This window comes from Flagellimonas ochracea, assembly GCF_009903685.1.
Classification (GTDB): domain Bacteria; phylum Bacteroidota; class Bacteroidia; order Flavobacteriales; family Flavobacteriaceae; genus Flagellimonas; species Flagellimonas ochracea.
Window position 1 is genome coordinate 864,853 of record NZ_JAAABI010000001.1, and the last position, 26,624, is coordinate 891,476.

Sequence of the window (26,624 nt, forward strand, 5' to 3'; positions counted from 1 at the left end):
ATGAAAACCTTAATTGATAAAATAAATGAAGCCAATTGGCATCTAATAACAGAAAAAATGCACCGAAACGGATATGCTGCTATTCCAAATCTGTTGTTAGACGAACAATGCGAAATGCTGAAAGCCAATTACAATAACCCAAACACTTACAGGAAAACGGTAGTAATGGAACGCTACCGTTTTGGTTCGGGTGAATACAAGTATTTTGATTATCCTTTGCCCAACGTTATTCAGCAAATTAGAACAAATATTTATCCGCACCTCGCATCCATTGCAAATGCATGGTTCAAGGCGTTGAATATAGATAAACAATTTCCATTGGAACACACAGAATTATTGCGACAATGCCACCAGAACGGACAGCAAAAAGCAACCGTTCTGATATTGAAATATGGCAAAGGCGGATTCAATACTTTACATCAGGATTTGTATGGCGATGTTTATTTTCCGATACAGACCGTTCTATTTTTGAACGAACCCGAAAAAGATTTTACAGGTGGTGAGTTTGTATTGACACAGCAAATTCCGAGAGCACAATCAAAAGCAATTGTGCTGAAACCAAAAAAAGGCGATCTACTGATTTTTACAACCAACTTCAAACCCGAAAAAGGAACTAAAGGATATTACAGAGTAAATATGAAACACGGAGTAAGTGAAGTAAAATCGGGCAACCGACACACTTTGGGAATCATTTTTCACGATGCAGTAAGTTAATTATGGTACAACATTACGAATTAACGGACAGCAATTTACGAAGCAAAATCAAGCGACAAGAAATCCGTTTTGGCGGAAACAAAAAACTAAAAATCTACGGTCTGTTAACTTGCAAATCAGGCAAACGAATGAAACGAGAAAACAGAGTTTTCTTTTCGTCCGAAAAAAAAGCCATGGAAAGCGGTTTTCGACCTTGCGGACATTGTATGAAAACGGAATATAAAAATTGGAAAAATGGACTTATTCAACCCAATCCTAGATAAAACAAAAAATTGGTTGCCACAAGATGGAACTGTCAATTATTATGGGCAAATTTTGGGTAGAAAACAAGCTGATTTTTATCTCAAAAAACTTTTAGAAATTATCGAATGGCGAAATGACGAAGCCATTATTTTCGGAAAGAAGATTATTACTAAGCGTAAAGTGGCTTGGTATGGCGATAAACCTTTTGAATACACCTATTCCAACACTTCAAAATACGCTTTACCTTGGACAAAAGAACTGTTGGAATTGAAACAATTGGCAGAACAAGAAACAGGCGAAACTTTTAATTCTTGTTTACTCAATTTATACCACAACGGCAGTGAAGGAATGGCTTGGCACAGCGACGGTGAAACTGATCTAAAAAAAGAGGGAACAATAGCCTCATTGAGTTTTGGTGCAGAAAGAAAATTTGCCTTTAAACACAAACAATCCAAAGGAAAAGTTGAAATATTCTTACAACACGGAAGCCTTTTAGTAATGAAAGACACCACGCAAACGCATTGGTTACATAGACTGCCACCCACAAAAAAAGTAACAACACCGAGAATAAATCTGACTTTTAGAACGATTGAAGAATAAAAGAGCTGTAGCCAACAATGTGATAAGTAATAGCGGTTCGAGTTAACACTCAAACCATTTTTCATTTAATTTAAGTATTTTGTAAATCGAAATGAAAGTGGATAAATTCCGCTACTGCTCATAGCCGAGACCGTTGGCTGTAATTTAGAAATGGACGAGGAACAAATCATAGAATGGTTGCTTAAAGGTGATGTGTCAATACAATACCAAGTTTACCGTGATTTGTTGGGAATTGATCGAAAAGATTTACAAGACAGCATTTTAGATAAAGGTTGGGGAAAACGATTTTTATCCGAAAGAAAACGAAATGGACATTGGGGTGATCGGTTTTATCAGCCGAAATGGATTTCAACGCACTATACGCTTCTAGACCTTCGCAACTTAAATTCGGATCCGAACAACAAACTTATAAAAGAATCCATAGAGCAAGTATTGAATACTTCGAAAGCTGAAGATGGTGGAATTCAACTAGGACCATCAACATCGCACCATAGTGATATTTGTGTAAATGGAATGTTTTTAAACTACGCATCTTATTTCAAAACATCTGAAAAGAGATTGCAGTCGATTGTTGACAGTCTCCTCAATGAAATAATGCCGGATGGTGGATTTAATTGCAGAACAACAAGAAGTGGGGCAATTCACAGTTCGTTGCATTCAACGATATCCGTTCTTGAAGGATTGTTTGAATTTCAAAAAGTAGGTTTTGGTTACAGAAAAGATGACATCTCCACAGCCATTAAAAGTGCGGAAGAATTCATACTGATCCATAGACTGTTCCTTTCAGACCGAACAGGTAAAATCATCCATAAGGACTTTTTGAAATTAGCTTATCCAAGCAGATGGAAGTATGATATTCTAAGAGCACTGGACTATTTCCAGAAAGCTGAAAGAAAATGGGATAGTAGAATGGATGAAGCGTTTGCAATGATTCTTAAAAAACGGAATAAAAATGGAACTTGGAATATGCAAGCGGCTCATCCGGGAGAAGTACACTTTATAATGGAAAAGGCCGGTAAACCCAGTAGATGGAATACTTTGAGAGCTATGCGGGTATTGAAACATTTTGAAAAAAATAAAAAACTACAGCCAACAAAAGCTATAGCGCATTAAAACACGCCATTGCCGTGGGGTCTTTGGCAACAATATAGACTAACCAAATAAAAATCGATATTATGGAACGTAAAGATTTCTTAAAAGTGTCAGCAATCGGCATTGGAACATTGTCGATAATACCTATGATTAATGCTTGCAAAACTGAATCAGAAAAGGAGACTGATATTGAGTCTTCAAAATCAGAAGTTAAGAATTTACAAAAGCCCAAAATTGTCACAAAGAATGAGGGGAATAGATTGAACGTTTTGGGAGACAATCAAAACATCAAGTTGACAGGTGAAGACACTAATGGACAGTACACCTTAATTGAGCAGAACAATCAACCAGGAATTGGAATTCCACCACACGTTCATGAAAATGAGGATGAGGTTTTTCAAGTATTGTCTGGTCAAGTAGAAATGAGCGTTGGTAATAATACCACCACTTTACAAGCAGGTGACTTGATTTTCTGCCCTAAAGGAGTTCCGCATTCATGGAAAGTTGTCGGAGAAGAAAATGCTCGAGCTATGTTGAGTATTTTCCCTGCTGGGTTAGAGGGTATGTTTGCGGAATTAGCGGAATTACCTGCTGGACCACCTGACATGGAAAAAGTGAGTGAAATTTGTGGGAAATATAATTTGAGATTTGTATAAAAAATACAGTTGCCAACAATGGCTATAAGTAATTGCTTGTTCTCGCCTACTTCTGAAAAATTGCTGGCGCCAGTTCGTTTCGCTCGTGTCTCGTGGATTTTCAGTTTGGTGTGTACTTGCAAGGTTAAGTGCTGACCCCCGCTACTACTCATAGCGAGACCTTTAGGAAAAATACCTGTGGTCCTTCAAGCCAGATCACTTCGTGTTCTTCCCTCCTTGAACTATTTTTCCTAAAGGCCCCGCAGTACGACTGCAGATTCGCCAAGAATAACCTTATATTTAATACGCAAAAACAGGCCCTCACATCCGCTAGTCCGGTACTTTACCCAACAAGGACTATGGCGAATCAGCGCTTAATGGCTACTATAGCCAATGCAAGCTGAGCTTGCAACCCTACTCGCCATAGCCTTGGGGCCTTTATAAGTAATTAAAAAATATAACCTAGAAAATAATATATTATGAAAGTAAACGGATATGCCGCCACTGAGCAAAAAGCAAAACTAATACCCTACTCATATGACTTAGGAGAAATTGGTTCTGAAGAAGTTGATATTAAAGTTTCCTATTGTGGCATATGCCATTCTGATTTGAGTATGATAAATAATGATTGGGGAATGACTCAATATCCTATTGTACCTGGTCATGAAATAATTGGTGAAGTAATAGCTATCGGTAATGCTGTTAAAAATGTAAGTGTTGGCGACAAAGTGGGATTGGGCTGGATGTCAGCATCCTGCATGAGTTGTGAGCAGTGTATGGATGGTGAGCACCACCTTTGCCCACAGAGCGAGGCTACTATTGTAGGCAGAAATGGCGGATTTGCAGACAAGGTTCGTGGACATTGGTCATGGGCCATTCCTCTTCCAGAAGGTATTGATATGAGTAAAGCGGGACCTTTATTATGTGGAGGGATTACCGTTTTCAATCCTATAATACTAGCTGGTGTAAAACCAACGGATAAAGTTGGTGTCATTGGAATTGGAGGGTTAGGACATATGGCCGTTAAATTTTTAAAACACTGGGGATGTGAAGTAATTGCTTTTAGCTCAAATCCAGCTAAAAAGAAGTCCATTTTAAATATGGGTGCAAGTCAGGTGATAGATTCAACATCTACTGAAGAATTAGAAAGTATAAATGGAAAACTTGATTTTATATTAAATACCACTAATGTCTCTCTAGATTGGAATTCTTATTTGACCGCATTAGCACCTAAAGGAAAATTTCATACCGTAGGAGCTGTATTGGAGCCCATGGAAATTCCTGCATTCAGTTTGATTATGGGAGAAAAATCTGTAGGAGGAAGTCCGATAGGTAGTCCTGCACTAACTAAAACCATGCTTGACTTTTGTGTAAGACACAATATTTATCCGGATGTTGAGGAATTTCCAATGGCAAAGGTAAATGAAGCAATTGAACACCTAGAAAATGGTAAAGCTCGATTTAGGATAGTATTGAAAAATAAGTAACTACTCACAACAATGGCTATAAGTAATTGCTTGTTCTCGCCTACTTCTGAAAAATTGCTGGCGCCAGTTCGCTTCGCTCGTGTCTCGCGGATTTTCAGTTTGGTGTGTACTTGCAAGGTTAAGTACTGACCCCCGCTACTACTCATAGCCGAGACCGTTACAGGTAATTTGGAATACCTTTCTAGGTGATAAGTTCAATTAAAATTTCTTTTTGTGTAACAATTTAAGATATAGGTCATCTCTATGGTGTCAACTACATCTTACAATAAATGAAAAAATTAGTTTTACTAACCCTATCAAGCTTGATAGTTTTATGTTGCCAGGAGAATCAGCCAACACAGGAAAAAAGAAATAGTGAAATATTTTTAACGGATGTTGAAGAAATTCTAAATCAGGAAATTCCAAAACTACAATCCGAGCAAAATGTGCCAGCCGTTGGCGTTGGGTTAATTGAGGATGGAAAAATCAGATTTATAAAGGTCTATGGGGAGCATCAGCTTGGAAAAAAAGCAACGGAAAATACAGTTTTCAATGTAGCATCGATAGCAAAGGTGATTACAACAATGACTGTTTTGAAATTGATAGATGACGGAAATTGGAAATTGGATGAGCCACTTTTTAACTATTGGATTGACCCAGACATAATAAATGATTCTTTGCATAGAAGAATAACTACAAGACATTCGCTGACTCATACAACAGGCTTTAATAACTGGAGAAGAATGAATGATTCCGGTAGACTGGAATTTGATTTTGAACCTGGAGACAAATATCAATATTCAGGAGAAGGAATGGAATACTTGAAGATAGCTTTAGAGAATAAGTTCAATAAAGATTTTGGAGAACTGGCAGATTCATTAGTTTTCAAACCGTTGGATATGAACAGTGCTACTTTAAAGTGGATTCCTGAAAAAGATACATTGAGATTTGCCAAATGGTATGACGGTAATGGAAATGAACATGACGTTGATGACTATAGCACGCCTGAAGCTAGTGCAGCTGACGACTTATTAGTTACAGTGGAAGATTTAGCCAAATTTGGAATTAGTGTTATGGATACGACCCTAATAAACAAATCACTCTTTTTAGAGATGGTTAAACCCCAAATTAAAATCCATGATAACGTAAAGCAAGGTTTGGGATGGACGATAGTGAGTGGTTTGCCCAATAATAATTATGCTCTGAATCACGATGGCGGTGATATGGGTGTAGCAACAACAATTATTCTTTTACCTAATTCTAAAAGTGGAATTATTGTGTTCACCAATGGTGATAATGGTCGGATTCTCTGCAACGCCATTGTTAAAAAAGCAATTAAGTTTGGAGATAAAATAATCCAAAAATTATATTGGGGTGGTGAAATACCAGAGATGATAACAATTAATCATGACTTATTACAAAAGTATTCAGGAGCTTACCAAACGAATCAAAATACAGTATTGTCCTTTATCCAAAGAGACAATGCCTTAAAAATAGTGGGGGAAGGTGTTCCAGGAGTAGAAATTTATCCAAAATCTGATACGGAATTTTTCCCAACTGACTTTGAAGTTTTTTTTGAGTTTGTGGATGTTGAAGAAGGGCTGAAATTTGAATTAAAAAGTCAGGGCAAAATTATTTTGGAAGGAATCAAAAGTCAATAATCGAAAAACTACCTACAACAACGTATATACCATATTGCCAAAATTTGGCCAACTTTAAACTCCCCCCTACTAATAAACCTCAGTTACGACTGAATAAAATAAAACTACTAATATGGCAACATGCCATATACCAAACCGTTAGGAAAAATACCTGTGGTCCTTCAAGCCAGATCACTTCGTGATTTTCCCTCCTTGAACTATTTTTCCTAAAGGTCCCACAGTACGACTGCAGATTCGCCAAGAATAACCTTATATTTAATACCCAAGAACAGGCCCTCACAACCGCTGGTTAGGTACCACTTTACCTAACAAAAGAAATTCCCTTTTCTGTGTTGCCAAATCAGCGTTTTGTGTAAGCGTATTAAAATCAAGTAATAGACATTTGAAACGAATTTGAAAAATAATTAACATGACAAGGAATGTCTGTATATAAAATAGGTTCAATAAGTCATTTGCATAGTTTGCTAGGGTTGCCAAAGCCCCAGCATCCGCTTATTTCATTAGTAGATGTATCTAAAACCCAAGTAACAGAGGAACAAGTAAACGCAAAAGTAATTTATGACTTCTATATGGTGTCACTGAAGGACAAAAGCTGCGGCATGGAGTATGGCAGAAATTCTTTTGACTTTGATGAAGGGGTTATGATCTTTACTGCTCCTGGTCAGGTGTACACCTTTACCAAGCCTTTCAAACCCGGAGAAATAAAGGGCTGGATGCTTTTTTTTCACCCAGATTTGATACGCAACTCACACTTAAGTAGTCAAATTGACGACTACTCGTTTTTCAATTATGATGTGATTGAAGCACTGCATTTATCGGAATACGAAGAAAGAACCATGAATGCGACTGTTGATCAAATAAAAAACGAGTACCAGCAGCGCATTGATAATCACAGCCAGCGTGTGATTGTTTCCAATATCGAACTACTTCTAAATTATAGCCTCAGGTACTACGAAAGGCAATTTAATACCCGTGTCAGTCAGAGCAGAGATGTTATAGCCGTATTTGAAAGGGAACTCAAAAGCTATTTTAACTCACAAAAAAACTTGGAACTAGGCTTACCTGATGTAAAGTACTTTGCCAATATCTCGCATTTGTCTCCTCATTATTTTAGTGACCTTGTTAAGAAAGAAACCGGTAGAACACCCAAAGGTCATATCAATGATTATGTCATTGAGCTGGCAAAAAACAGATTGTTGTCATCTGATCATTCGGTTAGTGAAATAGCCTATGAATTGGGCTTTAACTATCCTCATTATTTTACCCGATTATTCAAGTCTAAAACCGGACAGACACCAATTGAATACCGCAATCTGAATTGACTCTGCACTTTGTGTTATCCTTCCTGCAACTAGTGCAAGTTCAAACTGGTCAATCGCTCCAACTTTGTATTGTAATTAAAATTTAATCTCAATACAATGACAGCACAAGAAGCTTATAACCAATTAGACCCAAAGCATTGGGCAAAAACATCAGTTAGCGCGAGATTATCCTTACTGAAGCAAATTCAACAAAACTTAAAAACGCATGCAAATTCACTTGGGGAAACGGACGCCAGGATGAAAAACGACCTGATAGGTCAAAATGCAGTAAGTAAAGCAGAAGGAATGGGTGGTACGGTAATGCCCATGGCCACTACGCTCATGGGAATCACTAAACTGTATGAGAGTCTCCTAAAAGGGAAAATGCCTCAGCCCAATTCTATAAAGGAAATCGATAATAATCTATTTGAAGCCCATGTGTTTCCAATACATTCAAAAGACAAGTTGGCAGCAGGAAAACAAAAGGGATACCTACATATTGAGGGAAAGCCCACTCAAATAAACCCTCTGGATAAACCTGCTGGAGTAATAGCCATCTCTGGTGCTGGAAATTACAGTTCTTCCATTGAAATGGCAATGGCACTTTTTTTAGAAAATAAGGCCGTTGTGCATAAACCCCATCAATTGAATGAAGCAACTGATGTGATTTGGGAAAAAGTCTTCGCACCGCTAATTGAGTGTAGAGCCCTTGCTTTTTGTGATGCTGACCAGGGCAGGGCACTGTCTCAGCTTGATGGCCTTCATTCCATCTATTTCACCGGTTCTACAGAAGTGGCACACGCCATTCAAAATGTAGCAAAAGCTCCTTTGGTTGCCGAATGTGGTGGTAACAATCCTTGCATCATTGTACCCGGTAAATGGTCAGAAAAAGACATAGAAAGGCAGGCTATTCAAATAGTTTCAGCGGGTAAACTGAATGGAGGCGCCATCTGCGGGAGACCTCAAACCATTATTACTTCAAAAAATTGGGGTCAAAGAGAACAATTCCTCAATGAACTGCGCAAAGCAATTACCGAAGAAACATTTGCCTGCTGTTCGTATTACCCAGGCGTGGAACAAACCAGTGAAGCATTTCTTCAGCATCAACCTTCGGCTGAAATCTTGAAGCCCGAAAATGGGAAGTACAACAAAAGCGACTGTGTGCTTATTCCTAACCTTTCCGAAGATGATTTTGCCATCAAGAACGAGGCATTCTGTCAAATATTCGGTGAGATTCCTTTAGACACTTCCGAAGATACCGGTGATTTCTTAACCAAGGCAACTGACTTTTGCAACAACAAATTACTTGGTTCCTTGGGCTGCATGATATTAGTGGACAACAAAACGCTTAAGGCTAACGAGGCAAGAGTTCATCAGGCAATACGAGAGCTCAATTATGGAGGTATTGCTGTTAATGATATTCCACCGAATATCTGGCTAAATGGCTATTTAACCTGGGGAGGCTGTGGAGAGACAACTGCTGATTTTATCTCTGGTGTGGGAAATTTTGGAAATCCGTTGAACTTCGAAAATGTCAAAAAATCTGTCCTGATCAATGATTTTAATGCCACCAGTTTTGAATTCACGAATAGAAAGCGGGTAGAGCATTTGGTTGAAAATGTGTCTTATTTCAATACCGACCAAAGCTGGGGACATTTTTTGAAGTTGGCAGGACAAATGACAATTGATAACCTAAAGGGAAAAGACTTTTAATTTAAAATCACAATAAAATGAATAAGACAATATTAATCACAGGATGCAGCACCGGAATAGGTCGTATAACTGCAAAATACTTTCAGGAAAAAGGATGGAACGTAGCTGCTACTGTCCGTTCAAACCCTGATCAAGACACTGAATTAAACGCATTGGAGAATGTATTTGTCGTAGCATTGGATGTTACCAAAAAAGATACTATTAAAGATGCTGTAACAAAAACGGTTGAGCGATTTGGAAAAATTGATGTATTGCTAAACAATGCTGGTTATGGTTCTTACGGTATTTTAGAAGCTACTCCCGAAAAGGCAATCCGAATGCAGTTTGATGTCAATGTAATCGGGACTTTGTTGGTTTCTAAGAATGTCATTCCACATATGCGTAAAGCAGGAGAAGGAACAATCATCAATATTTCTTCAATGGGTGGTAAGATAACTTTACCGTTAGGTACGCTTTATCACGGTTCTAAGTTTGCAGTTGAAGGGTTATCAGAAGCTTTGTCTTTTGAATTGGAAGCCGTTGGTATTAAAGTGAAAATGATTGAGCCAGGTATGATTAACACCAATTTTGAAGATACGTTAATACAGGGCTTGAACATAGACCAAAGCATGACAGAGTATGGAGAATTTCTTCAAAAGGCCATGAAAGGTATGCAACAGTCAGGAAGTAATAGTTCTGAACCTATAATTGTAGCTGAAAAAATATTTGAAGCCGCTACCGATAGTAAAAACCAATTGAGGTATATCGTGGGTCCAGACGCTGAACAGCTTATCTCAGCGAGAAAACAAATGGATGACACAGCATATATGGCCTTGATGAAGCAACAAATGGGACTTTAGTTAAGAATCAACATTAAGCGTATTGTTCATAGCCAAAACTGTTAAGTATATTTTAAAGGAGATTACTTAAAACAATTATGATTGTAACCAAAGGCATAAATTTTAGCAGCTTGGTCACTTGGACTGGACACCATGTCTTATGGTTGTTGTCTTTAATGGCTACCATTGCTTCTTTATATTACTTCGAAATTATTTCACTGAACATTCCCTGGCTACCTGTTTCTGTCATTGGTACAGCAGTGGCATTTTATGTAGGTTTTAAAAATAATCAGGCTTACGATAGAATGTGGGAGGCTCGCAAAATTTGGGGCGGAATAGTCAATGACAGTCGTACTTGGGGAATGATGGTGGATGGATACGTAACCAACCTTTTCAAAGAAAAGAAGGCTAGTGAATCGGAAATCCAACAACTTAAAAAACGATTGATATACAGGCATATCGCTTGGCTTTATGCCCATAGAAGTCAACTTTTGGTTGCCACACTTTGGGAGCATATCAGTCAAGGTGGACATACAGCAAGAACTGCGAAAATGTATCAGCAAAAATTCGGTGTAGGGCTGTTGGGCGATGAAATCACAAGAACGGAGCTCAAATTATTTTTACCCACGGAAGAACACGACAGGCTAATTTCCAATGTCAACACGGCAACTCAAATAATTATTGAGCAATCAAGAGATTTAGTCAAGCTAAGAGCGCAAGACTTTATAGACGACTTTCGTCATATGGAAATGGGCAATATCCTTAGGAGTTTTTACGAACTGCAAGGCAAGAATGAGCGAATTAAAAAGTTCCCATTACCACGTCAATATGCCAATATGAGTCGGTATTTTGTGGGAATATTCATTTTGCTTTTACCCTTTAGTATGATACCAGAGTTGATGAAGTTGGGCGATTGGGGCATATGGCTTTCTATTCCAATTACTGCATTGATAGGTTGGGTGTATGTTATGATGGAGGTAGTAGGCGATTACACAGAAAATCCATTTCAAGGTATGGCAAATGATATTCCTATGATGTCCCTGTGTAGAGTAATCGAAATAGACCTTAGAGAAATGCTTGGAGAATCAGATTTGCCTCCAAATGTAGAAGCAAAAAATGGGGTGTTGATGTAAATTCGTCCCCACTATCAAAGCACATTGCAATCCTCGTTCCTGTGGTTGCAAAGAGCTTTCTCATCAACTCTAGAGGTAATCAGAATTAAAAAAGCCTGCGTACAACATTGTATAAAAGCAATAGCGGTTTGAGAGTAATTTCGAAGCGTTTTCGTATCTAATAAAGTATATTGCTTTCCGAAAAGTTGGTACGTTTTAATCCGCTACTGCTTTTATATTTGACCGTTAGGAAAAATACCTGTGGCTTCAAGCCAGATCACTTCGTGATCTTCCCTCCTTGAACTATTTTTCCTAAAGGTCCCACAGTACGACTGCAGATTCGCCAAGAATAACCTTATATTTAATACCCAAGAACAGGCCCTCACAACCGCTGGTTAGGTACTTTACCCAACCAAGGCCATGCCGAATCAGCGTCTAATGGCTACTATAGCCAATGCAAGTTGAGCTAGCAACGCTACTCGCCATAGCCGTGGGGCCTTTATGGGCAAGTTTTAGGAATATAGCAAGCGAAAGAACGATAAAAAGTAAAAATTAGGACTTATCACAAAAAAGAAGTTTGCTCAAAACTTGAATTAAGTAATTAAAATTATTAAGATGAAAATAAGTATTAAACTAATCCACTGGTTGCCAAGGGTTATATGTATACTAGCTATCCTGTTTATCAGTATGTTCGCGCTCGATGCTTTTAATCATGAAAAAACAATCTGGCAACAGATTGCTGATTTTCTTATGCATCTCATTCCATCTTTTGTTTTAATCATTTTTCTGATCATTGCATGGAAACGGGAATTTATTGGTGGTATACTATTTATTTTAATTGGGCTTGGATTTAGTCCATTTATCTTCACGCATAATTATAATATGAACCAATCTGTATGGATGAGTCTTATGATCATTCTTATTACTACAATCCCGTTTGTCATTGTAGGAATTCTTTTCATTGTGAGTCATAGAATAAAGAAAAAGAATTTTTCATCTTCAACAAAAAACCAATAAGTAAATATCAAACCAGCCCATAACAACGTGTATGATCAATTGCTTGGTCACTGCCGACTTACGAAAATTCCACTGGAATTTTCCATCTGTGATTTGTTTGCTAAATTAATTGCTTAAACACGCAACTCACCCCATACACAAAATCATTAGGAAAAATACCTACGGTCGTTCAAGCCAAATCCCTTCGTGATCTTTCCCCCTTGAACTATTTTTCCTAAAAGCCCCACAGCACGGCTGCAGATTCGCCAAGAATAACCCTATATTTAATACCCAAAAACAGGCCCTAAATAGGAAAACAAAATTTATGACAAAACTGTTATTAACACTCTTTCTTCTTTCAGGATTAACCTTTATTTCGTGCAAAGAATCATCATCAAAACAAAAAACTAATACCGAAAACACGAAAACACATTCAGTTGATAACTTGACAATCTATCAAACCGAAAATTTGATTATTAAAAAACTATCAAATCATACCTATGAACATATTTCATATCTAAATACGGACGATTATGGAAAAGTAAGCTGTAATGGAATGTTAGTTATAAATGAAAATAAAGGAATTATTTTTGACACGCCAACGGACAACAAAAGTTCATTAGAATTAATAGATTTCGTTACTAATAAACTTAAAAGCGAAATAATAGCTATTATTCCAACTCATTTTCACGAAGATTGTGTTGGTGGAATAGAGGAATTTGAGAAACACAATATTCAAACATACGCTACTAGTCAAACTATAGAACTACTAAAAAATAATGGTCAAAATTTCTCTAAACCAATTAAAGAATTTGATAATAGTCAAACTTTAAACATTGGTAACAAAAAGGTTTATGCAGAATACTTTGGAGAAGGACATACTAAAGATAATATCATAGGATATTTTCCAGAAGACAATGCCATCTTTGGTGGATGTTTGATTAAAAAAGTTGGAGCAAGTAAGGGTTATTTGGGAGATGCCAACACGGACAAATGGTCTGAAACTGTTCGCAAAATCAAATTTAAATATCCAAATATAGAAATTGTAATTCCAGGACACGGTGAATCAGGAAGAACGGAATTATTTGATTATACAATTGAATTGTTTGAATTAAAATAGGGAGCTGCTAACAATGGCTAAGAAAACATAGGACAAAAAGGCTTTTAGAAAGGTTCGTTCATTTGGCAAATTTTTGTTTCTGTGGACAAGTAATCGCTTCGAAAGCCCTACATTTCTTAGACGAGACCGTTAGTAAAAATACCTGCGGTCGTTCAAGCCAGGTCACTTCGTGATCTTCCCTCCTTGAACTATTTTTCCTAACTACCCCACGGCTCGACTGCAAATTCGCCAAGAATAACCTTATATTTAATACCCAAGAAAAGGCCCTCACAACCGCTCGTTCGGTACTTTGCCTAACAAGGGCCATGGCGAATCAGCGTCTAATGGCTTCCATAGCTAACGCAAGCTGAGCTTGCTACGCTACTCGCCATAGCTGTGGGGCCGTTGACAATAATTAAGAATAAATGAATGACTATTTATTTAAATCTGCTTCTGAACTGGCAAGTCTGATTCGAAATAAGGAGGCCACTTCATCGGCTATTTTACGAGCACATCTTGAACATATTCATGAACATAACCCAAGAATCGGTGCCATCGTAGTGCTGTTAGAGGAGCAGGCGGTAAAAGAAGCGGAGGCTTGTGATAGAGAGGCTGAGGCAGGTAAATTTAGGGGTCCCTTACATGGTGTTCCGATGACGGTAAAAGAACAGTTTTGGGTAAAAGGTACCAAGAGCACCCTGAACAGCAACCGTTTTAAGGACTGGGAAGCTCCGGAAGACGCTTTAGTCGTGAAAAGATTGAAAGATGCTGGCGCCATAATTATTGGAAAAACCAATGTTGCTAAAGATCTTCTGGACTATCAGGTCAGTGGTGATATCTATCAGGATGGTAAGAATCCGTACAACCATGAATTTTCTCCGGGTGGAAGTTCAGGGGGAGCATCGGCTGCATTAGCCTCGGGGATGGTTCCTATTGAACTCGGTGGCGATATGGGGGGATCCATTCGGATACCTTCAAATTTTTGTGGCACTTATGGCCTAAAGCCCACTGAAAATACCATTCCGGGGCATGGGCTTTCACCCAAACCAAAAAATGCAAGAGGATACCTTTTTGAAATGGCTGTCCCCGGCCCAATGGCGAGAACACTCAAAGACCTGGAACTCTTGTGGACCATATTACAGGGACCAGACAAAAGCAACAGATCGATTCCACCGATTGCTTGGAGCAAGCCAGAAAAGAAAATGCTGAAGGATTACAAAGTTGGCTGGGTAGATAGCTGGCCTGGATATAAGACCAGTCAACAAACTAAGGACACTATTAGAAATTTCGTTTCCCTCCTAAACGGGAAAGGGGTAGAAACGATGCATTCACCGCTCCGAAATGATTTACATCAACGTACATTGGACATATTCAGTCGGCTTTCCTTTCAAATGATCCTTCAGGATGTACCCTGGTTCGTAAGACCCTTGATGATGCGGTCACTGAGAAGGGGATTTCTGAAAGGAATGAAAACAGATTTTTGGAAGTTCGTGGATACTTTTACTGATTATTCAGAACTAAAAGGGCGAAGGGCCCAAATCATCGAAGAATGGGAGACGCACTTCAATGACTTCGACTTTCTGGTTTGTCCGATTGGTTTCGGACCAGCCTATAAAAGGTGCAAGATCGGTACTCCAATCCATTATAACGACAAAGCCGTTACTTACATTAATTATGTTTGGCCCTTTAATGCCTGTTTTAATGGAAGTGGTCACCCGGCCATGAACATTCCGCTGGGATTAGGGAAAGAAGGATTGCCCTTAGGAATTCAGTTAGTAGGACCCTATTGGAGCGAACCAGATATGTTACATTTTACAAAATTGATCTCCGAATTCATTAAAGGATTTGTAAAACCCAATGGAATCTAACTATTGCCAACAACGCATATAAAAAATAACGGCTGATCGTTAAACGAATTGAAATTCCTACTTTTAATAAGCAATAAAACTATCTGAAAAGGCCGAATACTCAAACCCGCTGGTTTTCATATGCAACACCGTTGTTTTTAATTGTAAAAAGCTAATGAAATTACTCAAGCAAACGATTATCATATTTTTTATTGGATTTTTATCCCATAATTTGTTCGCGCAGGAGTTGAAAGAACTAGAAACTAAAATTGATAGTTATATCAGGCCTTATCTTGACATGAATGCCTGGAGTGGGCTAATCAATATTTACCAAAATGGCAAGCCAATTTTTCAGAAAGGTTATGGTTATGCCGACAAAGAATGGGAGATTAAGAATTCCTCTGAAACCAAATTTAGAATTGCCTCAATATCCAAAGTTTTCACTGAAGTTGCGGTTCTTCATTTAGTTGAAACTGGCAAAATTTCACTCAATGACCCACTGTCTCAATTTATTCCTGACTACCCGAGAGGACATGAAATTAGTATTAGACAATTATTGACCCATCGCTCTGGTATACCACACTTGAATAGTTTCCCAAATTATAATGAACTGAATAAATTAGCTTATGATTTAGAAGAAATCATTGAACTGTTCAAACATAAACCTCTTGATTTTGAACCTGGAGAACGCTATAGCTATAGTAATTCTGGTTATGTTTTACTAGTCGCTATTATCGAAAAAATCAGTGGTCTTCCATATGACGAATTTCTAGGAGTACATATCTACAACAAGATTGGCTTAAAGAATACGGGGGCAGACAATGATGCTAAAATTTTGAAGAATCGTGCACGAGGATATATGTTTAATGAAACTGGAGGACTTATCAATGCCGAGTATGTAAATATGAGTATAAAAATTGGTGGAGGTTCATTGTATTCAACCGCAGATGATTTAAACAAATTTGTCCAAAGCCTTATTAAAGGAAAGCTAATTGGATCCACTTTAGCGGAATTACCAAATTTTGGAATCATAGACGGAAAAAATGTTTTTACTGCTAATGGACGCGTACAGGGTTTTTGTCACCAAATTACTCATAGGATGGAAGAAGATTTGACAATCATAATTCTTGGGAATCACTATTCGAATATTGCATTACCAATCTCCCAAGATATATATCAGATATATACAAATAAAGAATACAAACTACCGATAAATTATTTATCCCAAAAAATTAATGTTGACTCAACAAAACTTATTAGATATGAAGGAACTTATGATTTTGGATTTGGTCCGGTAGGGAAAGTAAAAGTCATAGACAATAATTTAGGCTATTTAGCACCAGGAAGGAAAACATATGATATTTTGATTCCTATCGATGAAAATAAGTTTTTCTATATTCAGAGTTGGGTCTTACTGGAGTTTAAAAATCCGGACAAAGAATCTTTTAGAACGTTGAATTGGATAATGGGTGAAAATGCATATCCAGCAAAAAAAATAAATGACTAAACACAACAATGGCTATAAGTAATTGCTTGTTCTCGCCTACTTCTGAAAATCCTCGCGGGTTTTCAGTTTGGTCTGTATTTGCTAAATTAACCGTTAAACCACGTAACTACTCATAGCCAAAAGCGTTGACAATCATCAAATATCATAGAAATGAAAAATTTACTTTTAGCATTAACTTTTATTTTCCTTGTATCATGTGGTGGTGAAAAGACTAATAAAAAACAGGTGTCAATCCCAAAATTTGATATTGAAAAAGAACTTGAAGGAATTGAAGAATTGCGGTCCAAATTCACATTGGCATTAAAGGAGGGAAAATATGAGGATATCAGTGAATTGGTGACTCCAAATGTAAAAACAATACGAGCAGGGGGATCAGGTTTTGATGAAATGTTTGCACATGGAAAGGAACGCGGTACCTTTCCTTATGACAGTATAATAATGACTCCAACTGAAACCTATATAATGAATGACTCCATGGCATATGATTGGGGTTCCAGCAGGACATACTACACCAACAAAGAAGGGAAGCAAGTCGAACTTAGGAACTCTTTCTTGGCAATCCTAAAAAAAGTCGATGGTGAATGGAAACTTCATCGAGAAGTTGCCTCTTCAATTCTTGAATAAAACAATTGCCAACAAAATAGAATCAATGTCAGATAATCTAAAAATATTTAGAGATGAATATCTGAATGCTAACTCTTGGGGACAGCGAAAAAATGGTGTGCCTCTTGACCTTTTGGACAACCTATCAAATGAAGAACTTGAAGTTGCGGAAAAAGAGCTAATTGAAAAGCTGAGCTTAAAAGATGATTGGCCAATTCATGGGCTTGGCCATATAAAATCTCAAAAGGCACTTCCAAAACTGTACAATTTGCTTCAAAAAAGTAAGAAAGGAATGAAAGTTTCAATTGCTCATTCCATTTTTCAAATATCAAAAGATGAGGAAATGATAAATGTAATACTGACAGAGATGCCAAAACTTAAACATTGGTCCGAAATCATACATAAACTTTATCTGTTACCCACATTTAAGGATGAGAAAATTGATGCTTTGCTCAACAGTTATCGAGAACATAAAGATTATTTGGTTGCTTACAATGCGACACAAGCTATGGGGCAAAGTAAAATCATTTTTGAAATAAAAAAGTAAAAAAGCCCCTAAAAAGCTGTAAAAATGCACTAAACACATTTTACACTATACGTTGTACACAATACCCAAAACCCTCAGAATATAATCAGTACCTTCACAGAATGAGACATTCTAACCTAGTACTGATTTTCGCCATTACAATCCTCCTTTTTTCATTCTTAGCTTGCAAGAACAACCAGCCAAAACCAAATCCTGCACTCGCATCCATTGATTTACTTCGTGGCGATATTTTGTTGTGTGGCAATCCGCAATTTGGAGATGTGAGTTTTTCTATGGAATGCAATTACGATACCAGAAAGGCTTTTGACCTAGCTATTTCTTTATTGCACTCTTTTGAATATGCCGAAGCGGAAAAAGCCTTTGTTAAGGTCATTGATGCCGATCCGGAGTGTGCCATGGCATATTGGGGTGTGGCAATGAGCATCTATCACGAACTTTGGGCTCCTCCCGGTCCGAAGGAATTGGAAAAAGGCTCAAAGCTTCTTGAAATTGCCGAAACTTTACCGAAATCCGACCGTGCGAAGGATTATTTGGACGCTATCGGGGTGTTTTATAAGGATTGGGAAACCCTTGACCATAGAAGCAGAGAGCTCTTGTATGAAAAGAAAATGGAACAGGTTTATTTGAATAATGAGGACGATATTGAAGCTGCCGTACTATATGCCTTATCATTAACATCTTCTGCCGATCCGAATGATAAAACCTATAAAAATCAGCGGAAATCCGGAGCCATACTAGAAAAGCTATTCGTAGAATATCCCAACCATCCCGGGATAGCTCATTACATCATACACACCTACGATTATCCTGAAATTGCATCGCTGGGCCTCACCACAGCCCGAAGATATGCTGAAATTGCTCCGTCATCTGCTCATGCGCAACATATGCCATCCCATATTTTTACGCGCCTTGGGCTCTGGGAAGAATCGGTACACACCAATTTGAATTCGTCATCTTCGGCCATTTGCTATTCAGAAAGCGTTTCTGCCGAAGGGCATTGGTCCCAAGAAATACACGCCATGGATTACCTTGTTTATGCCTATTTACAATTGGGAGATAGCAAAAAGGTGGCTGAACAAAACGCTTATATGAAATCGATTAAAAAATCTTTTCCGTCAAATCATTTTGCCGTAGCCTATACTGCAAATGCCATACCAGCGCGTATAGCACTTGAGAATAGAAATTGGAAGGAGGCTGCAAACCTAGAATTACCCACTTTGGAATTCGAATGGGATAATTTTCCCTGGGAAAGATCCATCTTACATTTTGCCAAAGCATATGGCTCTGTTCGTTCCGGACATATCCCCGCTGCTGAAAAAGAGCTCGAAATAATCAAAACTTTCCATCAACAACTTTTAGACGTGAACAATGCTGAATCCATATATAAAGCAGGGCAAGTACAAATCGAAATAAAGATAATCGAAGCCTGGACCGCATTGGCAAAGGGTGATAATGAGGAAGCTCTAATGGTAATGAAACTCGCTTCCGAACTGGAGAGTAAAACATCAAAGCACCCCGTTACACCCGGTGAAGTCTTACCTGCGGATGAACTGTTAGGCGATATGCTATTACTCTTAGATAAACCCGGGGAGGCGTTAGCTGCTTATGAAGTAAATCTTGAAGGCCATCCCAATAGGTTCAATGGCCTCTATGGTGCTGCAGTAGCAGCCAAACGGACCGGCAATGAAGAAAAAGCCGTTTTGTATTTTGAGAAACTAATGAAATTAACCGAAAATTCGAATAGTGACAGACTAGAACTAAAAGAGGCCGAAGAATTTCTTGAAAAGAATACCATATAATATGAATGTGAGTAAAGCATATTTTATCATTCTATTGCTGATTATTTCTTTTGCTGTGTCTTGCAATCAATCTTCTAACAAAAAACTACCTGTTTATAATCCATCTGATTTTAATCCAGAATTGGTTCATATAAGTTTGCAAAACAAAAGTAAAAACCACACAGTTGCGGATTTTGAATTGATAAATCAAAACGGAGAAAGAATAACCCAAAATCATTATAAGGATAAAGTTTATGTAGTTGATTTCTTTTTTACAAGTTGCCCAACTATTTGCCCAATAATGACTAACAATATGGCAAAACTTCAAAAAAAATTTTTGAAGAATGATGAGGTTATGTTTTTATCATTGTCGGTAACACCTAATATTGATAGTATCCCTGTCTTAAAAAAGTATGCCATAGAAAAAGGTGTAGTAGATTCGAAATGGAATATTACCACTGGAGATAAAAAACATATTTATGAATTGGCTAGAAAAAGTTATTTTGCTGTTGTAGAGCAAGGCGATGGTGGACTACAAGATTTTATTCATACTCCCAACTTTGTACTTGTGGATAAGAAAAGACAAATACGTGGAATTTATAATGGGACCAACGATAATGAAATAGAACGACTAGTGAATGATCTTGAAATTTTGACAAACTAACTGGTTAATAGAATTCCTACTGGGTACAATAGCGGGTGTAAGCAATAGCCTCGACTCCCAATACATCCAAAATCAAAGCCAAAAAAAAATAGCATTAACTACAATCAACTGTCAGATAGAGCTACTACTCACACCCACACCGTCAGGAAAAATACCTGCGGTCGTTCAAGCCAGATCACCTCTTGATTTTTACCCTTGAACCATTTTTCCTAGCGTTCCCACAGTACGACCGCAAATTCGCCAAGAATAACCACATATCAAGAATAACCATATATTTAGTTCCCAAAAACAGGCTCTCATAAGCGTTGACTCGGTACTTTACCTAACAAAGGCTATACCGAATCAGCGTCTAATGGCCACTATAGCTGTGGGGCAGTTAGCTACCATACAAACAAACACTAAATGAGAACGAAAAGAACCTTCCCATTTTTACTTATCACAATAATTTTTATTGTATCATCCTGTAAAGAAGTCAAAAAAGAAAAGTCAATAGAAACTGCGGCGTCTGAAAAGGTGATACCAACAGATGATTTTATCTTTTCTACCCTGATTTCTAAAAATGGAGAAATTGTATTTCAGGAATATTATAATGGAAAAACAATAGATAGTCTTTGCGATGTACAATCTTTAACCAAAGGGCTTATGAGTATCCTTATTGGAATAGCAATTGACAAGGAGTACATAAAAGATGTGGATGAGCCTATTGTAAAGTATTTCCCGAATGAATTTAAAAATTTGACCGATACGAAAAAGAACACCATTACGATTAAACATCTTTTGAATCAAACTTCGGGACTTTCTTGGAAAGGTTATTTAGAACACGAAGAATGGTTGAATAATGAAGACCCAATTTCTTTTGTTTTGAAAAAGGATTTGGAGAATAATCCTGGTGAAAAATATAACTATAATTCTGGAGCTACTCATTTATTATCCGTTATCATAAGTAGAGTGTCCGGAAAATCAACATTGGAATTTGCAAATGAGTTTTTATTTGATGACCTAAATATTTATTCTACAAATTGGCAAAAAAGAAATAAAGGATATTATGATGGAAGTGGTCTTGGTCTCAAAATGAAACCAATTGATTTGATGAAGATAGGCCAATTATTAGAAAAAAATGGAGACTGGAATGGTCTACAATTAGTTTCTAAAGAATGGATACAAAAAATGTTCGATGAAAATGAAAAATCTTCAACGGAATGGGGTTTAAAAAACTCCAAACACGGATTTTGTTGGTATCAATCTGAATTTAAGAGAAATAAAATTGATTACGGAATGGGTTATGGGGGGCAATTCATAATTATGATTCCTGATAAAGAACTAATTATTGTCACAACCCACAACCACGATACACCAAATGGAATTGAACAACAGATGAAATTCCTAAATACCAAACTACCAAAACTTATAGAAAAATACGGTAGCTAACATTGTATATAAACCATAGTGCGAGTAGTTGTTAACACTAGGTTTCGGGCATTTTGAGAAGTCGCCAAATTTTTAAATTTGACTTGTTCCCAAAAAGAAAAAGTAATGATAAAATTATAGGTCACGAAGTAAAGGAGACCGTTGTAGCCCATAAAAGAAACCAAATTGAGAAATTATAAAGTTGAAATAGGCACACTTCGAGTATCTGATTATCAAGAATTGAGAGCGAGCACAAATTGGGCAAACATCAGGGATGAGGTGGTCAAGGCTGCACTTGAAAATGATTTGTTTTCAATTTGTGTGTTTGACAATAGCAGGGCAATAGGAATCGGTAGAATAATCGGAGATGGGGCCATTTACTTCTACATCCAAGATGTGATTGTATTACCTGAATATCAAGGCAAAGGTGTTGGTAAACTAATAATGGAAAACATAGAAAACTATTTGATTGAAAAAACAAGTAAGAATTCATTTGTAGGATTGATGGCTGCTGAGGGTGTTGGCAATTTCTACAAACAATTTGGTTATTTAAAACGACCTAATAGTAGACCTGGAATGTATAAAATAATAAAAAAATGACCACGAAATATGGGTAGGCTTACCGCTTGTGTTTATGCAAAATGATGGAAATGGAATCGGGAAATTTTAAAAGAATATTTGGTAGTGGGAATTATTGGACGAGCTCCAAACCGAACCAATCATAAACAACTCTTTAGGTGCAAGGACGCAACCTTTGAATGATTTCAGCGTTTTAGATTAAATACACTACCAATGAGAGTCCTTAATCGACTTCCTAATCTGTTCGTTATATTTATCGTTCTTCTCTCCTGTGAAAACGATGATAACAACGTTGACTGCACCACGGCACTACCGGCTCCAGACTGGTTTGAAATCGGTTTTTTCAATTCCCAAGGTGACCCGCTCATCGGTACCGTTTATCAGCAAGCCGATTTCCGGTTGTTCAATTCAGAAACTGAAATCTTTATTTCACCTATGCTTTTTGGTGATTCCGATAGACTCCTGGTCCCCTATCGCGAAATTGAATCGAACAAAGAGTATTACATTGAACTTACTCCAAGCGATATGGACACCTTAAATTTTAATTTTGAATCTACCCAAGGACCTTGTTTCCTGAATTTTGATTTGCAAGAAGTCATTTATAATGGTGACACTATACAAGTTCTAAATACCAATAGAGTCGATTTTATCAAATAAACAACTACTTACCCTGTAAAATTATTTGCAGACGGACCTTTATGCCAGCTGGTTTTCCGAAGTATCTCCTTTAATCAACTATCTTTAAGGTCTAGCGGATAATTTCAACAACTTATGTACACGAACCTTTACATTCAAGTGCCCCAAAAGGTACTTTTTACTATAGTATTGTAACCATTGTCAGCAATAAGTTCTTATTGATCAAAACTATTTCTCTTTATATGGCGCATATACTTAAAAACAAAAATCTGGAAGTATATATTGACTTTCCTAGTGACAACTATAACTTTTCAAGATTTGACTGGACAGGGAAAATAGTTAAAGTGAAATTTAAAAATGTCTATTTATCCAGTTTGGAAAGAACTGATGGCCTAGATGAAGATCTTTTCGGCAAAGGATTTTATAATGAATTCGGTATTGATTCCGCATTAGGTTTTGATGAGACCGTAATTGGGGGTTGGTTTCATAAAATAGGTGTTGGCGTATTAAAAAAAGACAATGCCCAATACCTGTTCAATGAAAAATACGAGATAAAGCCCTTGGAATTCAAAGTGATTCCTAACTCGAATCGAATTCTGATCAGTTGCAAATCACCAAAAATCAATGGTTATTCCTATTTTTTGAGAAAAGAGATTGAATTGCATGACAGTAGTTTTTCCATCAAATATCATTTAGAAAATACAGGTGAAAAAGATATTGTTACCGATGAATACAACCACAACTTTACTGCAATAAACAAGGATCTAATAGGTCCTAATTATCTTTTAAGATTTCCTTTTCAATTAAACCAAAAATTATTTGGGGATGCGGTCAACCCGGAGCAGAAAGTTAATGTTGAACAAAATGAGATTACATTCAATGGTATACCGAAGGACCAATTTTTTTTTAGTAATCTCACGGGCGGTGAAAATGTCCATGCAGCATGGGAATTAATAAATCTCGAAAGTAAAGTTGGTATTTCTGAGACAGGAGATTTTAAAACAGACAAGGTGAATCTTTGGGGATGGAGGCATGTAATCAGTCCTGAGTTATTTTATAAAATATCCATTAAACCCGGCCAATCTGCCAAATGGTCCAGAAATTATAACATATTTGAAGTGCGTTGAACCACCTAACAACACAAAGATGTGCAAGAACCATAGCACTGAAAACAAAAATGAGAGTCCTTAAAAATATCTAGGGTTCTGTCGCTTCACATCCAAGAATGCCATTGGTCAAATTTTTGGGAATTTATTTCCACTCCCCCTTCCATTTTAATTGTTGTACCTTGTTAAATAACTATTAACCAATTAAATACAACATGATGAAATTGAGTGTCAAATTTGTGCTGATTATGATTTTAGGAATCCTAATTTTTGGATGCAAGGAAAAAGTTGAAGTTGAAGAAGTGAAAATTGACCTGCTCAACGATGAATTCCCAGAGGCCAAACAAGAGATAAGCATGACACTGGACAGTATTGCCCAAAGCGTAAAAGATGGAAACCTTGATAAACTGATTTCCTTTCATGCCTACAGTCCGAAATTTACGGAGTTTAAGAATGGTGAAGTTCGTAATGACGGAACAGAAAACGAAAAATTCGAGCGGGGCGTGTTTGGATCAGTTACTGAAATTTTAAAATTCGATATGAACGATGTAAAAATCGCAGTCTATGATAATGTAGCGAATGTGACGCTTCATACGGATTTTCATCTAAAATTTGGCGAAGACTTGGCTGTGGTAAACGAACAAATGACCCTGTTGTTTCTCGACACTGAAAACGGTTGGAGAATAGTACACGAACATCATTCGCCTTTAAACCAGCCCGAAGAAGAGTAAATCAGTAGAACTTGTATTAGAACGTTCAAAACAAGCTGAGTAAAGTCTTTTGACCTTTTATAAATAACTCACAAAATTGTCGGGGGAAAGCAGTCAATAGCTTTTTATGGTAAAACCGAAGGTCAAGAATCTATCTTCTTGTTTTTGGTTTTCTATCACAATACTTTCAAACGTATTAAGGTAGTTTATTTTAAAATTCAAGAACTTCCAAATAGGCAGTTCAAGGGCGATATCTGATCGCCAACGATAATTGTTGCTTTGCTGAAGCGAGGGTTGAAAATAACTTTCATGGCTCAAAATTACTTTGCCCTCAAATAATTCATATTTTCCATTTATCCAAATAGTGGCACGAAGCGTATTGATTTCCAGATTTCCATCATATTCGGAAAAGTTAAAGTCGACTTCGGTAAAATCCGTTTGTTCATACTCGCTTGAAAGTGAAAATTTGAGCCAATGGTTTTCTTTGCTCAGCACTTTAAAAGTGACTCCAGCACCCAATAGGTAGCGCAAATCAATCTTCCTTCGAAAGTTGGTGCTAACAAAACCCAATAGTAAGGGGTATATTTTCCGGTCAGGATTAAAATATAAAAAGTTCAGACTTAAAATATCTTCATCTGCCTTGTCCTTTCCAAACTCTTGGTAAACATAGGAATTATTGGTCTTGAAAACCCACTTCTTCCAAGGCTTAAAGCTTAAACCCGATTTTGCCCTGAAAATCAAGGTTTCTACATTTCCACTTTGCCAAAATCCGGTTAGAGAAAGGTCTGCTTTCAGGTTGAGCGTATCACTTTCATTAATTTGGGCTGAAAGAAATATCGGGAGAAATAAGAAATAGTATAAAACCTTCCTCATGCTATTTCGCTGTCGAATTGTCCTGCTGTATAATGCTCGAAATATACTTATTTATGAATTAAACCTGCAAGTTTATTATTGAGTATGGCTTTATGAAACCAATAGGAAGCTGCCCTGTAAAATGGATGAAGTTGAAACCAGTCTTTCTCTCTCGCTATCTCACCAACAATTTGTATCTTTTAATCAGATATGGAGTATGAACTGATCAACAACGAAGAGGCCAAACAATATGAGTTTCATATTGAAGGCCAAGTGCCCAAGATTGAATACATCAAGGCCAAGGATAAAATCTATCTTACCCACACGGAAATACCTAAAGGATTAGAAGGAAAAGGAATTGGTTCTGCCTTGGTTAAACAAGCCTTGGACGACGTAAGAGAAAAGGATTTGACACTGGTGCCGCTTTGTCCTTTTGTGGCTTTGTTTATAAAACGTCATCCTGAATATAAAACATTGGTTTTAAAAGGAATAAACATCGGATAGCCATGGAAAGAGAAATTGTAAAAGAATATACCAAAGGGGATTTTACCGTGGTATGGAAACCCAAGAAATGCATCCATTCTGAAGTATGCTTCAAAACCCTCCCAGAAGTTTACAAACCAAAAGAAAAACCATGGATACAGCCTGAAAATGCTTCCGTAAAAGAATTGAAATCACAAATAGACAAATGCCCCTCGGGTGCTTTGACATACAAAACAAAAGGAGAAACAAAGATGGAAGAAACCAAAATCACCGAATGCAACATTGTTGAGAATGGACCACTTCTTGTAAGTGGAAATCTAAAAGTAACCTTAGCGGATGGCACTGTGGAAAGCAAAAAAAGATCTACTGCCTTTTGCCGTTGTGGAGCTTCAAACAATAAGCCCTATTGTGATGGCACCCATAAGGAAGTGAACTTTGAAGGATAAACCAATCCT

27 protein-coding genes are annotated in these 26,624 nt (G+C 37.3%); 26 read left to right on the forward strand and 1 reads right to left on the reverse strand.

Annotation, left to right across the window (positions count from 1 at the left end; genetic code table 11):
- The 24 genes from GTQ34_RS04075 to GTQ34_RS04185 all read left to right on the forward strand — a co-directional run bounded on the left by GTQ34_RS04075 (nucleotide 1) and on the right by GTQ34_RS04185 (nucleotide 24,855).
- A complete protein-coding gene (locus tag GTQ34_RS04075) occupies nucleotides 1–714 on the forward strand; it encodes a 2OG-Fe(II) oxygenase (protein ID WP_208103818.1) in 714 nt (237 codons plus the stop codon).
- A 2-nt stretch (nucleotides 715–716) separates the two neighbouring features.
- Complete coding sequence (locus tag GTQ34_RS04080; protein ID WP_166522473.1) at nucleotides 717–977, forward strand: Ada metal-binding domain-containing protein; 261 nt, start codon at nucleotides 717–719, stop codon at nucleotides 975–977.
- Entirely contained in the window at nucleotides 949–1,557 is a 609-nt protein-coding gene (locus GTQ34_RS04085) for an alpha-ketoglutarate-dependent dioxygenase AlkB family protein (RefSeq protein WP_166522474.1), read from the forward strand. Before GTQ34_RS04080 ends, GTQ34_RS04085 begins: the two co-directional genes overlap by 29 nt.
- Nucleotides 1,558–1,707: 150 nt before the next feature.
- The gene (locus GTQ34_RS04090) at nucleotides 1,708–2,670 is read left to right on the forward strand and encodes a prenyltransferase/squalene oxidase repeat-containing protein (protein WP_166522475.1); all 963 of its coding nucleotides are present in this window, start codon (nucleotides 1,708–1,710) and stop codon (nucleotides 2,668–2,670) included.
- A 62-nt stretch (nucleotides 2,671–2,732) separates the two neighbouring features.
- Nucleotides 2,733–3,305 carry a cupin domain-containing protein gene (locus tag GTQ34_RS04095; protein ID WP_166522476.1) on the forward strand — a complete coding sequence of 191 codons (573 nt, stop codon included), beginning with the start codon at nucleotides 2,733–2,735 and terminating at the stop codon, nucleotides 3,303–3,305.
- 458 nt (nucleotides 3,306–3,763) lie between these two features.
- Nucleotides 3,764–4,771 (forward strand): NADPH-dependent aldehyde reductase Ahr, encoded by a 1,008-nt coding sequence (gene ahr, locus GTQ34_RS04100; protein WP_166522477.1) that lies wholly within the window; start codon nucleotides 3,764–3,766, stop codon nucleotides 4,769–4,771.
- Between the two features lie 269 nt (nucleotides 4,772–5,040).
- Nucleotides 5,041–6,411, forward strand: coding sequence for a serine hydrolase domain-containing protein (locus GTQ34_RS04105; protein ID WP_166522478.1), 1,371 nt, complete (start codon nucleotides 5,041–5,043; stop codon nucleotides 6,409–6,411).
- Nucleotides 6,412–6,830: 419 nt separating this feature from the next.
- The gene (locus GTQ34_RS04110) at nucleotides 6,831–7,733 is read left to right on the forward strand and encodes a helix-turn-helix domain-containing protein (RefSeq protein ID WP_166522479.1); all 903 of its coding nucleotides are present in this window, start codon (nucleotides 6,831–6,833) and stop codon (nucleotides 7,731–7,733) included.
- Between the two features lie 237 nt (nucleotides 7,734–7,970).
- Nucleotides 7,971–9,425, forward strand: a complete 1,455-nt coding sequence (locus GTQ34_RS04115; protein WP_208103819.1) for an aldehyde dehydrogenase family protein — start codon at nucleotides 7,971–7,973, stop codon at nucleotides 9,423–9,425.
- Between the two features lie 17 nt (nucleotides 9,426–9,442).
- The gene (locus tag GTQ34_RS04120; protein ID WP_166522481.1) at nucleotides 9,443–10,264 is read left to right on the forward strand and encodes an SDR family oxidoreductase; all 822 of its coding nucleotides are present in this window, start codon (nucleotides 9,443–9,445) and stop codon (nucleotides 10,262–10,264) included.
- Between the two features lie 77 nt (nucleotides 10,265–10,341).
- A complete protein-coding gene (locus GTQ34_RS04125) occupies nucleotides 10,342–11,376 on the forward strand; it encodes a bestrophin family protein (RefSeq protein WP_166522482.1) in 1,035 nt (344 codons plus the stop codon).
- A gap of 594 nt (nucleotides 11,377–11,970) precedes the next feature.
- The gene (locus GTQ34_RS17085) at nucleotides 11,971–12,372 is read left to right on the forward strand and encodes a DUF7670 domain-containing protein (protein ID WP_470299676.1); all 402 of its coding nucleotides are present in this window, start codon (nucleotides 11,971–11,973) and stop codon (nucleotides 12,370–12,372) included.
- 304 nt (nucleotides 12,373–12,676) lie between these two features.
- Complete coding sequence (gene bla / locus GTQ34_RS04130) at nucleotides 12,677–13,471, forward strand: subclass B1 metallo-beta-lactamase (protein WP_166522483.1); 795 nt, start codon at nucleotides 12,677–12,679, stop codon at nucleotides 13,469–13,471.
- 404 nt (nucleotides 13,472–13,875) lie between these two features.
- Nucleotides 13,876–15,318, forward strand: coding sequence for an amidase (locus GTQ34_RS04135; protein WP_166522484.1), 1,443 nt, complete (start codon nucleotides 13,876–13,878; stop codon nucleotides 15,316–15,318).
- A gap of 154 nt (nucleotides 15,319–15,472) precedes the next feature.
- A complete protein-coding gene (locus tag GTQ34_RS04140; RefSeq protein ID WP_166522485.1) occupies nucleotides 15,473–16,804 on the forward strand; it encodes a serine hydrolase domain-containing protein in 1,332 nt (443 codons plus the stop codon).
- A 150-nt stretch (nucleotides 16,805–16,954) separates the two neighbouring features.
- The gene (locus GTQ34_RS04145; protein ID WP_166522486.1) at nucleotides 16,955–17,428 is read left to right on the forward strand and encodes a nuclear transport factor 2 family protein; all 474 of its coding nucleotides are present in this window, start codon (nucleotides 16,955–16,957) and stop codon (nucleotides 17,426–17,428) included.
- Nucleotides 17,379–17,954: a hypothetical protein gene (locus GTQ34_RS04150; protein WP_166522487.1), complete on the forward strand. Its 576-nt coding sequence runs from the start codon at nucleotides 17,379–17,381 to the stop codon at nucleotides 17,952–17,954. The genes GTQ34_RS04145 and GTQ34_RS04150 overlap by 50 nt, the downstream gene beginning before the upstream one ends.
- Before the next feature lie 101 nt (nucleotides 17,955–18,055).
- A complete protein-coding gene (locus GTQ34_RS04155; protein WP_166522488.1) occupies nucleotides 18,056–19,753 on the forward strand; it encodes a hypothetical protein in 1,698 nt (565 codons plus the stop codon).
- A 1-nt stretch (nucleotide 19,754) separates the two neighbouring features.
- Nucleotides 19,755–20,396: an SCO family protein gene (locus GTQ34_RS04160; RefSeq protein WP_166522489.1), complete on the forward strand. Its 642-nt coding sequence runs from the start codon at nucleotides 19,755–19,757 to the stop codon at nucleotides 20,394–20,396.
- Nucleotides 20,397–20,798: 402 nt separating this feature from the next.
- Entirely contained in the window at nucleotides 20,799–21,824 is a 1,026-nt protein-coding gene (locus GTQ34_RS04165; protein WP_166522490.1) for a serine hydrolase domain-containing protein, read from the forward strand.
- A gap of 165 nt (nucleotides 21,825–21,989) precedes the next feature.
- Nucleotides 21,990–22,403, forward strand: a complete 414-nt coding sequence (locus GTQ34_RS04170) for a GNAT family N-acetyltransferase (RefSeq protein WP_166522491.1) — start codon at nucleotides 21,990–21,992, stop codon at nucleotides 22,401–22,403.
- A gap of 192 nt (nucleotides 22,404–22,595) precedes the next feature.
- Nucleotides 22,596–23,039, forward strand: coding sequence for a hypothetical protein (locus tag GTQ34_RS04175; RefSeq protein WP_166522492.1), 444 nt, complete (start codon nucleotides 22,596–22,598; stop codon nucleotides 23,037–23,039).
- Nucleotides 23,040–23,260: 221 nt separating this feature from the next.
- Nucleotides 23,261–24,145: a hypothetical protein gene (locus GTQ34_RS04180; protein ID WP_166522493.1), complete on the forward strand. Its 885-nt coding sequence runs from the start codon at nucleotides 23,261–23,263 to the stop codon at nucleotides 24,143–24,145.
- 194 nt (nucleotides 24,146–24,339) lie between these two features.
- Nucleotides 24,340–24,855, forward strand: coding sequence for a YybH family protein (locus GTQ34_RS04185; RefSeq protein ID WP_235914959.1), 516 nt, complete (start codon nucleotides 24,340–24,342; stop codon nucleotides 24,853–24,855).
- Nucleotides 24,856–24,948: 93 nt separating this feature from the next.
- Here the strand turns inward: GTQ34_RS04185 and GTQ34_RS04190 are convergent, their stop codons facing one another.
- A complete protein-coding gene (locus GTQ34_RS04190; protein WP_166522494.1) occupies nucleotides 24,949–25,707 on the reverse strand; it encodes a DUF481 domain-containing protein in 759 nt (252 codons plus the stop codon).
- A 189-nt stretch (nucleotides 25,708–25,896) separates the two neighbouring features.
- On the opposite strand from GTQ34_RS04190, the gene GTQ34_RS04195 reads away from it, so the two are divergent.
- Nucleotides 25,897–26,190 carry a GNAT family N-acetyltransferase gene (locus GTQ34_RS04195; RefSeq protein WP_166522495.1) on the forward strand — a complete coding sequence of 98 codons (294 nt, stop codon included), beginning with the start codon at nucleotides 25,897–25,899 and terminating at the stop codon, nucleotides 26,188–26,190.
- Between the two features lie 2 nt (nucleotides 26,191–26,192).
- Complete coding sequence (locus GTQ34_RS04200) at nucleotides 26,193–26,615, forward strand: (4Fe-4S)-binding protein (protein ID WP_166522496.1); 423 nt, start codon at nucleotides 26,193–26,195, stop codon at nucleotides 26,613–26,615.
- Nucleotides 26,616–26,624 lie beyond the last annotated feature (9 nt).